Annotated in this window: 9 protein-coding genes; 3 read left to right on the top strand and 6 right to left on the bottom strand. The window is 38.1% G+C overall.

Going from position 1 to position 10,274, the window contains the following annotated elements; translation table 11 throughout:
• The first annotated feature begins 12 nt into the window (after positions 1 to 12).
• Positions 13 to 966 carry a glycosyltransferase family 2 protein gene (locus tag JOD45_RS06165; protein ID WP_205002994.1) on the top strand — a complete coding sequence of 318 codons (954 nt, stop codon included), beginning with the start codon at positions 13 to 15 and terminating at the stop codon, positions 964 to 966.
• 38 nt (positions 967 to 1,004) lie between these two features.
• Here the strand turns inward: JOD45_RS06165 and rfbD are convergent, their stop codons facing one another.
• From rfbD to JOD45_RS06195, 6 genes are all read right to left on the bottom strand, one after another.
• Complete coding sequence (gene rfbD, locus JOD45_RS06170; protein ID WP_205002995.1) at positions 1,005 to 1,865, bottom strand: dTDP-4-dehydrorhamnose reductase; 861 nt, start codon at positions 1,863 to 1,865, stop codon at positions 1,005 to 1,007.
• Entirely contained in the window at positions 1,862 to 2,863 is a 1,002-nt protein-coding gene (gene rfbB / locus JOD45_RS06175; RefSeq protein WP_205002996.1) for a dTDP-glucose 4,6-dehydratase, read from the bottom strand. Before rfbB ends, rfbD begins: the two co-directional genes overlap by 4 nt.
• Positions 2,864 to 2,881: 18 nt before the next feature.
• Positions 2,882 to 3,427, bottom strand: coding sequence for a dTDP-4-dehydrorhamnose 3,5-epimerase (rfbC, locus tag JOD45_RS06180; protein WP_205002997.1), 546 nt, complete (start codon positions 3,425 to 3,427; stop codon positions 2,882 to 2,884).
• Positions 3,428 to 3,476: 49 nt separating this feature from the next.
• On the bottom strand, positions 3,477 to 4,733 hold the full coding sequence (locus tag JOD45_RS06185; protein ID WP_205002998.1) for an oligosaccharide flippase family protein: 1,257 nt from the start codon (positions 4,731 to 4,733) through the stop codon (positions 3,477 to 3,479).
• Between the two features lie 138 nt (positions 4,734 to 4,871).
• The gene (wecB, locus tag JOD45_RS06190) at positions 4,872 to 5,984 is read right to left on the bottom strand and encodes a non-hydrolyzing UDP-N-acetylglucosamine 2-epimerase (protein ID WP_205002999.1); all 1,113 of its coding nucleotides are present in this window, start codon (positions 5,982 to 5,984) and stop codon (positions 4,872 to 4,874) included.
• A gap of 106 nt (positions 5,985 to 6,090) precedes the next feature.
• Entirely contained in the window at positions 6,091 to 7,098 is a 1,008-nt protein-coding gene (locus tag JOD45_RS06195) for an acyltransferase (RefSeq protein ID WP_205003000.1), read from the bottom strand.
• 261 nt (positions 7,099 to 7,359) lie between these two features.
• Between JOD45_RS06195 and JOD45_RS06200 the strand changes: the two genes are divergently transcribed.
• Together JOD45_RS06200 and galU are read left to right on the top strand one after the other, a co-directional pair.
• Positions 7,360 to 8,922, top strand: a complete 1,563-nt coding sequence (locus tag JOD45_RS06200; protein WP_205003001.1) for a glycosyltransferase — start codon at positions 7,360 to 7,362, stop codon at positions 8,920 to 8,922.
• A gap of 281 nt (positions 8,923 to 9,203) precedes the next feature.
• On the top strand, positions 9,204 to 10,130 hold the full coding sequence (gene galU, locus JOD45_RS06205) for a UTP--glucose-1-phosphate uridylyltransferase GalU (protein WP_205003002.1): 927 nt from the start codon (positions 9,204 to 9,206) through the stop codon (positions 10,128 to 10,130).
• Positions 10,131 to 10,274: the final 144 nt, after the last annotated feature.

Raw genomic sequence — 10,274 nt, forward strand, 5'->3', positions numbered from 1 at the left:
AAGGAGCATGCTATGACATCAATAAATATCGCTGTCGTCATTCTCAATTGGAATAATTGGCAAGATACTATAAAATGTATTGATGATTTTAAAAAACAAGAAAAACCAGTAGATATTATCGTTGTTGACAATGCCTCAACAGATGGATCACAATCATATCTTCAAGACATTGACGGCATTACTTTCCTGCAGAACGATAGAAATGATGGCTATGCCCGCGGCAATAATCTAGGCATCTATTCAGCGATTAAAAGAAATAATGATGCCGTTGTCGTTGTGAATAACGATATTACAATACGCTCAACAAGCTGGTCAGAAGATCTGCAGACATCCATTAGCAGACTGCCGGCAAATTGGGGGTATCTTGGGTTTAAAATTGTCAATGCGGACGGCTCTGTTTTTCAAGACCGCCCCGTCAATTTGCCAAATCTGAAAGATATTTTCTTAAGCAATACATTGATAGGCTGTCCATTAAGACCTTTTAGGCGGCAAAAGCCGTTTGCAGCTCATAGTCATCTGATTAAATCAGATATTGTTTCCGGTGCATGTTTTGCCTTAAATAGCAAGGCTGTCAAACAAATCGGCGCTTTCGATCCTTTTACCTTTTTGTACGGCGAAGAAAGGATTTTAGCCAAAAAATACTTAGACCACCATTGGCAAGGATATATTGATTTATCTATAGAGGTGGAGCACGCAGAATCTTCAACAACTAAACATTATCCATCCATTGTTTATGTAAACCGATTAAGAAGCGAGCTGTATTATATTTACAAAACCCGCCAATATAAAGCGCCGATCTGCTATTTATGGATATTATTGCGAATAACCGATACTTTATTGCGGACATTCATCAAAAACGTTTCATTGACGACATTTAAAGATACAATCAAAATGTATAAAAATATTTTTAACGACATTCAGCGCTTTGAATCTGACAAAGAAAAGCTTCCGTCTTTTAATCATTAAAGATTTTTCTTCTGTTCTCCTATAAAAAAACGGACACTTCAGCGTGAAATGTCCGTTTTTTCTTCGAGAAAATCCTTTAAGGCCAAACGCCAATGCCTCATCTCCTGAAACCCGCCTAATCTCAATGATAAATGCTCAAAAACTGAATTTTTCGGCCTGCTTGCCGGGCGCATAAAGTCTGCCGTGCTGACTGGATGGACTTTAACAGCCCTGTCAGATTCCTCAAAAATAGCTTGAGCAAATTCATACCAGGAGCATGCCCCGGTGTTTGAAATATGATAGATGCCAAATTGATCAGTTTTGATAATATCAATCAGACGCAGCGAAAGGTCGACTGTATAAGTCGGCGAACCAAATTGATCATTAACAACTTTAACCTCTTTTCTTTCCTTAGCCAGGTTAAGCATTGTATTGACAAAATTCTTGCCATGCCTGCCGAAAAGCCATGACGTTCGTATAATAAAAAATTTTGAATGAAAGTCCTTAACAAAGGCCTCGCCGGCTAGTTTTGATTGTCCATATACCCCCAGCGGACTTGTATTGTCGAATTCATGATAGGGTCCTTCTTTTAAACCATTAAACACATAATCTGTACTTATATATACTAGTTTCGCCCGAACGTCTTCTGAAGCAGCAGCAATATTCCTTGTACCATAAGCATTAACAGCGAATGCTTGATCACGGTCGGTTTCCGCTTGATCAACGTTTGTATAGGCTGCGGCATGGATAACAATATGAGGACGAATGTCTTTAGCAACGGCGGCAGTCTGCTGTTGGTTGGTAATATCCAATTGCTTATGGCCGAATGGGTAAACAGAATAACCGCAGCTTTTTAGAATCCAGGTTAACTCTCTGCCAAGCTGACCGTTTGCACCGGTGATGAGAACCTTTTGACTCATACACGTTCCCTGTCCAACAGAAGATAGTCGCCAGTCTGAATATGTTGCCGCCAAGTTTCATGCTTAACATACCAATTGACAGTATCTTCAAGCCCTTGACTAAACGTATATTTAGGCTCCCAACCTAAATCTTTATTAATTTTTGCCGTGTCCACGGCATACCTTAAGTCATGCCCTAACCGGTCATTGACAAATGTAATAAGATCTGTTGGCTTTCCTAATATTTGCAATAACATGTTAATAACCTCTAGGTTCGTTCTTTCATTGTGCCCGCCAATATTATAAATCTCACCAGGTCTCCCGTTATGAATGACAAGATCAATGGCAGAACAATGATCTTGAACATGAATCCAGTCGCGGACATTTTTGCCGTCGCCGTAGACAGGCAAAGGCTGATCCTGCAAAGCTCGAGTAATCATCAGCGGAATCAGTTTTTCGGGAAATTGATAAGGGCCGTAATTATTTGTGCACCTTGTGATATTCACATTTAATCCATACGTTGTATAATATGACATCACCAAAAGATCCGCCCCGGCTTTGCTTGCCGAATAAGGACTGTTAGGGGAAAGCGGTGTTTCTTCCGTAAAATAACCTTCCCTTCCCAAAGAGCCGTACACTTCATCTGTTGAGATTTGAATGAACTTTTCGATATGATTTTGTCTTGCGGCTTCCAGCAATACTTGCGTTCCCATCACATTGCTTTTAATAAAGATGCCCGGGTCTTTAATGCTTCTATCAACATGTGACTCTGCCGCAAAATGAACGATAATATCAATCGCGTGCTCTTTAATTAGACCGCCAACAAGTTTACTGTCGCCAATATCACCTTTAACAAACGTATAATGCTTGTTATCCTCGACATCTTTTAAATTCTCCAAATTCCCAGCATAAGTCAATAAATCCAAGTTCACGATACGATAGTCCGGATACTTTCTTAGCATGTAGTGCACAAAGTTGCTGCCGATAAAACCCGCGCCGCCTGTAATAAGGATATTCATAGCGTGCACCTCATTTTTTTAAAAATTAATCTCCGCATGCTTAAAACCAGGGTACTTTTGATCTTTTTCCGATAAGATGGGATCAGTGACAGGCCAGTCAATATTTAACTCAGGGTCATCCCATTGTATTCCTCTTTCGTGATCCGGCGAATAATAGCTGTCGACTTTGTACATCACTTCCGTATCGGGCACAAGCGTACAAAAACCGTGGGCAAAACCTTTAGGCACAAACAATTGATACTTATTATATTCGGTTATGATAAAACCTTGCCACTTGCCGAAAGTGGATGATTGTCTCCTTAAATCGACGATCACGTCATAGATTGCCCCGCGAAGCACTCTGACTAATTTAGCTTGCGATTTTGGATTTAATTGATAATGAAGTCCTCTTAAAACGCCAGGCTCCTTAGAAAAAGACTGATTATCTTGAACAAATGCCGGATAAATTCCAAATGAAGCTAAGGTTTGCGCATTGTAAGCTTCCATAAAAAAACCGCGGGCATCCTTAAAAACATCAGGATTTATCAAAAAAGCATCAGCAAACTTCGTCTTTATTAATTGCATCAGAACCTCCCCTTTTTTTGGGATCGGGCCCGTGATCTGCCGATAAACTTTATAGGATTTTATATTTTTTTATATAGTAGATCCTGTATAATAAAATGAACATTTCCACCAGCGCCGTAAACAAAGCGATCGTTGCAATATTCAAGACATGGGCAGCATAAGCAATGCCCAAAACGGCAATATAAAATAAAGCGCCATAAATAGTGCTTAAGTTAAAGGCTTTTGAATAGCCGAAGACAACTAATGTTGTTGTGCCTAAAAAGGTATGTATACTGATAAAAACAATCATTAATGACAGAAATCTCAGCACATTGACGGACGGCAAATAAGCATGGCCGCCTAAGATTAATATGATCGGTTTCGCAAAGATAAGGACGATTATAAAAATGATAAACCCGGCGCTCCCCGTCCATTTAATGACTTTTTTAATCAATGCTTTATTTTTATGCGCAGCCATATTCGGATAAATGGCCGAGTTAAGCAGCTCAAACGGCTTTATTATAATATTTACGATTTTTTCAGCTAAACTATAATAACCAACTTGAGTTGTTGAAAATAAAAAGCCGATAATCATACTGTTCGTCACAGTATAAAGCGTCAGTGAACCCCTTGATAAGAAAAAAAAGAAACTGCTTTTTAATAATTCAACCGTATATGGCCAATTAAAATGACAGCGAATACGATAATGTTTAAAAACCAAAAACAAACTCATCATGCCTATAATGATTGTTGCCAGCGAATTGATGAGCGGTACATATAAATAATCGCTCGCTTTTTTAACAAAAATAAAAATAGACGCCGCATAGATGATCCTGCTGATTACATTTAATATCGTAATATACTTCATCTTCTCTACCCCTTGGAAAAACCAAAGCGGAAACAGCACATTGCCAATAACAACCCCAAACGCGAAATAAAACACTAAAGGATCTTGATGGAACTTATCAACAACTGAAACCATGCCTATCAAAATAAAAAAACTGATGAATAAAATAACAAACTTAATCGCGATAACTGATGTAAATATTTTAGACATTTCATCTATATTATGACGATGAACAGATATTTCCTTAGTCGCTGATAAATTAAAACCGTAATCCGTTAAAATGGTAAAATACATCGTAAAGGCTTGGGCAAATGTAATCAAACCATAGTGCTCTGTGCCCAAAACTCTTAATATATACGGGAGTGTCAGCAAGGGCAAAAGATAATTGGCTCCTTGCAAAATCATTAAAGCCATAAAATTGCCAAGCATGACCTTATTATTTTGTGTTAATTTATTTGCAATTTTTTGCATCAATTCCATGGCAGCCTCCAGATGTCATTCCATTGTCTCCTTATTATTCTCTCCATCCTTTTAGCGATATAAAACAAGTCAGCGCCATCGAACAAGCCTATATCATAAAAAGCCGCCTCAAGTCTTTGAGACAGCTTCTCATGTATTCTATCCAAAATAATTCAGAATAGCTTCTACAATTCTCTTCGATGCAAGCCCATCGCCGTACGGATTAGATGCCTTTGACATCGCTCGGTAAAGGTCCCGGTTTTTAAGCAGCTCATTTGTCAGTTGATAAACCTTTTCCTCATCCGTTCCGGCAAGTTTCAATGTTCCGGCTTTGATCCCCTCGGGCCTTTCCGTTGTTTCACGGAGAACGAGAACCGGTACGCCAAGCGAAGGCGCTTCTTCCTGTACCCCTCCTGAATCGGTAAGAATAATATGAGCTCTCGCTGCGAAATTATGAAAATCAATCACACCCAGCGGTTCAATTAAATGGACTTTGGGATGCCGGCCAAATTCACGGTGTGCGATATCCCTTACCGCCGGATTGAGGTGTACGGGATAAACCACTTGAACATCATCATTTTCCTCAACAATTCTGCGGACAGCTCTAAATATATTCCGCATAGGGTCACCTAAATTTTCCCTCCGGTGTGCCGTAAGCAAAATCATCCGATCCGTGCCGATTTTTTTTAATACAGGATGGCTGTAAGCCTCTCTAACCGTTGTTCTTAACGCATCTATCGCTGTATTCCCGGTAATAAAAATACGATCCTGCGGTTTGTTTTCATTCATTAAATTTTGGGCAGATGCCTTAGTCGGGGCAAAATGAAGATCCGCCATCACACCTGTCAATTGACGGTTCATCTCTTCAGGAAACGGCGAGTACTTATTATACGTTCTCAGCCCGGCCTCAATATGCCCAACAACAATTTGATTATAGAAAGCCGCCAAACTGGCAGCAAACGTCGTTGTTGTATCTCCGTGAACAAGAACGATATCGGGCTCAGCTTCCTTTAAAATACGATCCAAACCATTTAAAGCCCTTGTTGTTATTTCGCTTAATGTTTGCCGATCTTTCATAATGTTTAAATCATAGTCAGGGGCAATTTTAAAAACGTCAAGAACTTGATCCAACATTTCACGATGCTGAGCGGTAACAGCCACAATCGATTCAATTTGATCTTCATACTTCTTTAATTCAAGAACGACAGGGGCCATCTTAATGGCTTCCGGTCTTGTGCCAAAAATCGACATAACGCGAACTTTGTTTGACATATAATCCTCCATGTACTTATAATATCCAAGTTTATCTTACATTTTCGTGACCTTTATGTCTATTTTCGGGAGGGATATAACAAAGCCCACCCCTGAGCGGGATGAGCTAAGGAACAATATTTTTGAGCAATGGCACTTTACTCATGATATAAACAACTGTAAAACTTAATACAATGGTTAGACCAGTCACTAAAGGAATGTCAACTAAAGGATGACTTTCCACATCAATAAAATGATAAACGACATCTCTTAAGATCGGGTGGATTAAATAGACGCCAAAGCTGATATTGCTTAATAAAAAGATTATTTTATTTCTTTTGCTTTCCAAATTTAAATGTTTGAAAAAGAGAAAGACAGCCGAGGCAACAATAATCGTATTCGGCCTAAAATAATCGTATAAAACATCATTAAAATCGCTCGTGTCCCTTATTGTCAGAAATAACGTGCCGAAAATAGTGATAAACAAACTGATAAGCGCAAATAAATATATCAGCTTTCTTGCGGTTGTGCTGAGTCCGTAATGATGCAGATAGTAACCTAAAATGAAAAATCCAATATAACCGCTGACCGTTTCAAAAACATACTGTATATTTAAGCCGAATAAATTATTCACCAGCGGAATAAACGAAGCGATAAACCACAAAATAATAAAATAAAGAATGTTTTCTCGTTTAGCATGACTGACATACACTTTGAAAATTGGCGTGACAAGATATAAGCCAATAATCATGTACATAAACCAAAGGTGAAAATAAATGTTGGAGTCAAAAAAGTCTTTAAGCGTCCCTGAAAATGTAAACACTTTATCATCATGATAATGCCGGTACAAAATATAAACAAATGTCCATATTAAAAAGGGGATAACCACTTTGGTCGTTCGCTTTTTGAAAAAGTCAGCAAGTGTTTCCTGTTTATTTGTATTTAAAAGCAAAGCGCCGCTGACCATAACAAATACCGGTACACACCACCGTGTTAACGAATCATAAACATCTCCTATAAAATAAGAGAAGGGGCTGGAATTATAATCATCTAAAAATCCGGCAGATGTATGGAGCAAAACAACGGCGCAGATGGCGACGATTCTTAATATGTCAAAGTATAAAACCCTCTGCATCAAATCCCTCTTCCTAGCTTTTGAACTAAAAATACCATTCAGCTAATCAAAAAATTTAAATAATGTTCACTTATTCCCTTCGGTTCCTTTTGTTATTTTTTTACCGTTTGTTATTAAGGTAAAATTAGTTATTTTATAATATCATTATCATTCTATTTAAATATATAAAATCGTCATGTTTAAACGGTAATAAACGAAATAATTTATGGTATCCTGTTAAATAACATTAAAAATTGTACAATCAATTGAGGTGCTAAAAACGTGGCAAAAATAAGTGTTGTTGTCCCTGTTTATAATGTAGAGTCTTATTTGGAAGATTGTCTCAACAGCATCATGAAACAAACGTTACCAGTACACGAAATTATCGCTGTAAATGATGGATCCACGGATCGAAGCGGTCAAATCCTTGATGAATGGTCTAAAAAATATAATCATATTCACGTTATTCATCAACCTAACAGCGGCGCTCCGGGCGGACCAAGAAATAAAGGCATTGAATTAGCAAAAGGAGATTTCATCAGCTTTATTGACCCCGATGATCTGATAGAAGATGATTATTATGAAACAGCTTTAAAAAATATCGGTGAAACCATTCCGGATATTATCGTTACAAATATTTATAAGTTCAACAGCAAGAAAAAATGGCTGCCGCCAACTTTTAAAAAAGTTGGGCTGTTTAATGAGAATAAATTAACGAATTTATTTGAATTCCCACATTTAATCCACAATTTAGGTCCGGCGAATAAGTTATTTAAGCGGAGCTTTTTAATCAACCATCAGCTCCGATTCCTTGAAGGCTATGCTTACGAAGACGTCCATTTTACATGCTGCTGTTATTATCTAGCAAAAGAAATAGTCATTAATAAAGACGCTGTCTATTATTGGCGCCGCCGCGAAAGCGAGGAAAACCCATCAATCACGCAGCAAAAGCATTTATTTCAATCAGTTCTCGACCGGATTACCGTTCATCAGGAAATTGATCAATTTTTAGAATCCCATGATTTTACGGACTATAAATATATTAAAGATGTCCGGGCCATTTTGGATTTTATAAGGCATGGGAATTCGCTTTATAAATTTGATGATAAAGAACGTGAAGCGTTTTTTGACAAAGTCAATCAATATCTTGAGACAATCGACGCAAAAGCTTATGATTATTTGCCGGCTCATGCCAAAAGATATTACTTAACAAGGCTGTTTTTCTTAAGAAACCGGCTTGATTATGAATTAGTTGCTTCAGCGGTTTCTGATTATGGCTTTTTACCAGCCGAAACAAAAAATAAAGATGGAAAACCAAAGATACTTTTCGATCTCAGTTATTTGAAATCAGACTACGGTGATGATGACCTTTATTACAAAGAAGCAGGGGTTCCTTCAAATTTATTGACCGCCAAGGCCATTCTGAAAAAAGGTTCGATTGATGAACATAAACTTTCTCTATCTGGTTACGGATATATTGACTACATGAATGTCTTCTTAAAAGAACAAATTGACATCGAAGTACTCATTCGCAAACGCGGTTCAGATAAAGACTTAGCTTTTCCTGCGGCACTGCGTCCAAGCCCGGAAATAAACGGTGTCATTAAGCACAATTATTGCGGGTTTACTGTTGAAATCCCGCTGGATCAAATCGATTCACTCATTTCAAATGGCGGTATTTTAGATATTCGTCTGTCCATCACTATTGACGGCTTAAATAAAATGAAACGGCTTGGACTCTCAAAGAATCAAGCCGCCCAAAAACCGCTGTTAGAAAACCATTCACCGCATTTGGAATTGTATATTACAAAGAACGAAAATATATCAATTAAAGAAAAATCATAAGACTTTTAAACTTGATAAGACTGCCCTTCCAGCTCATTTAAACCATGCTGACGCAAATAATCACTGATTCAAATAAGATAAAGATAGCACTTGCCTGAGCGCATACAGACGAGCCAAGCTACCTTAGCTGGGCTCGTTTGTACTTTATTTGTCCATCCTATTCCCTAAGATGATGATAAGCCCCATCATTATCGATATAAATAACTGCGATTTGTTATAATTTAATTAACAATTCATGTTCCAGCCATTCTTTCAGTATTCATCAATGAGGTGAAATCATTTTGTCTAAAGTACGGAAAGCCATTATCCCAGCTGCCGGCCTTGGTACACGTTTCCTGCCAGCTACAAAAGCTATGCCTAAGGAAATGCTGCCTATTGTAGACACACCGGCCATCCAATATATTGTCGAAGAAGCCGTTAAGTCGGGAATTGAAGATATTATTATAGTAACCGGACGCAACAAAAGAGCTATTGAAGACCATTTTGACAGCTATCCTGAATTAGAGCATTTGTTGGAAGAGAAAAAGCAAACATCGCTTCTAAAGAAAGTTCAGAAATCAACAAACTTAGCTGAAATACATTACATTCGCCAAAAAGAGCCAAAAGGATTAGGTCACGCGGTTTGGTGCGCACGTAAATTTATTGGCAATGAACCCTTTGCTGTTTTATTAGGGGATGATATTTTTCAGGGCAAAAAACCGGGGCTGCGTCAATTAATAGACCAATATAAAGAAACTTCTGCTTCAGTGATCGGAGTGCAGCGGGTTCCTGATGATCAAACTCACCGATACGGGATCATTCATCCCGCTAATGATCAAAACGATTGTGATCGCCTTTATTCAGTTAAAGAGTTTGTTGAAAAGCCCGCCCAAGGTACAGCACCATCGAACCTTGCCATTATCGGCCGTTATATATTTACTCCTGAAGTCTTTGCATTTTTGGATAAACAACAAGCCGGCACCGGCGGAGAAATTCAGTTGACAGATGCCATTCAAGGGCTGAACACCGATCAAGAAGTCTATGCCTATGAGTTAGAAGGAAAAAGATTTGATACTGGAGAAAAAATAGGGTTTATTGAAACAACATGTGCTTTTGCATTGGAAAATCCAGAAATCGGTAAGGATGTACTTAAAGTCTTAAAGCGCTTAGTTAATGAATATGAAGACAGGTCATTTCATTCTTTAGTGCCATCGTTAACAGAAGAATGATACATCAAAAACAGCTAAAGGGGCTGTCCAAAAAGTCAGTATAACTGACTTTTTGGCGCCCCTTTTTCATTTTTTATTTAAAAAAGTACACAAAAAAATCGCCCAATCTTGTAAAATGAAGTTACCACACAAACATTTAAAGAA

This window comes from Scopulibacillus daqui (assembly GCF_016908855.1).
Taxonomy (GTDB): domain Bacteria; phylum Bacillota; class Bacilli; order Bacillales; family Sporolactobacillaceae; genus Scopulibacillus_A; species Scopulibacillus_A daqui.

Excerpts from the sequence above, each read along its gene's own strand:
- rfbD (WP_205002995.1), bottom strand. The coding sequence starts at position 1,865 with ATGAGTCAAAAGGTTCTCATCACCGGTGCAAACGGTCAGCTTGGCAGA.
- JOD45_RS06165 (WP_205002994.1), top strand. The coding sequence starts at position 13 with ATGACATCAATAAATATCGCTGTCGTCATTCTCAATTGGAATAATTGG.
- JOD45_RS06195 (WP_205003000.1), bottom strand. The coding sequence starts at position 7,098 with ATGCAGAGGGTTTTATACTTTGACATATTAAGAATCGTCGCCATCTGC.
- rfbC (WP_205002997.1), bottom strand. The coding sequence starts at position 3,427 with ATGCAATTAATAAAGACGAAGTTTGCTGATGCTTTTTTGATAAATCCT.
- JOD45_RS06185 (WP_205002998.1), bottom strand. The coding sequence starts at position 4,733 with ATGGAATTGATGCAAAAAATTGCAAATAAATTAACACAAAATAATAAG.
- rfbB (WP_205002996.1), bottom strand. The coding sequence starts at position 2,863 with ATGAATATCCTTATTACAGGCGGCGCGGGTTTTATCGGCAGCAACTTT.
- wecB (WP_205002999.1), bottom strand. The coding sequence starts at position 5,984 with ATGTCAAACAAAGTTCGCGTTATGTCGATTTTTGGCACAAGACCGGAA.